The organism is Streptomyces sp. SID13726 (genome assembly GCF_010548375.1).
GTDB lineage: Bacteria > Actinomycetota > Actinomycetes > Streptomycetales > Streptomycetaceae > Streptomyces.
Genome location: NZ_JAAGLY010000868.1, coordinates 1 through 384 on the forward strand (window position 1 = coordinate 1; position 384 = coordinate 384).

Annotated in this window: 1 pseudogene; it reads right to left on the minus strand. The window is 74.0% G+C overall.

The features are described 5' to 3' along the window. Positions 1–16: 16 nt before the first annotated feature. Positions 17–384, minus strand: a pseudogene (locus G3I78_RS50725) (short-chain dehydrogenase); the annotation flags it as partial.

The window sequence follows — 384 nt, forward strand, 5'->3', positions numbered from 1 at the left end:
TTTCCCGGCGTAGGGGTCACCATGCCCCCTCACCCCGCAGCGTGGCGTCGGCTCCGCCGTCGATGAAGACGATCTGACCGGTCACGTGGGTGTTCTCGGGCGAGGTGAGGAAGTCGAGCAGCGGGGCGATCTGTTCGGGGGCGGCGAGGGCGGCGTCGGCGATGGCCGGGTCATGGGGGTGGACCGCGGTGAGCGACGAGACGACGAGGGCGCGCGGGTCGGTACCGGCGGCGAGCAGGGGCCGCAGCCCTTCCGGCGTGGCCACCGCGCCGAAGTGGTTGACCTGGACGGTCAGCGGGTCGAAGAGGTGGACACCGGCGGAGGCGAGGTCGGCGCCGAGCACGGTGTGGCCCTGGGCGCGGAGGCGGGCGGCGGTGGCTTCGC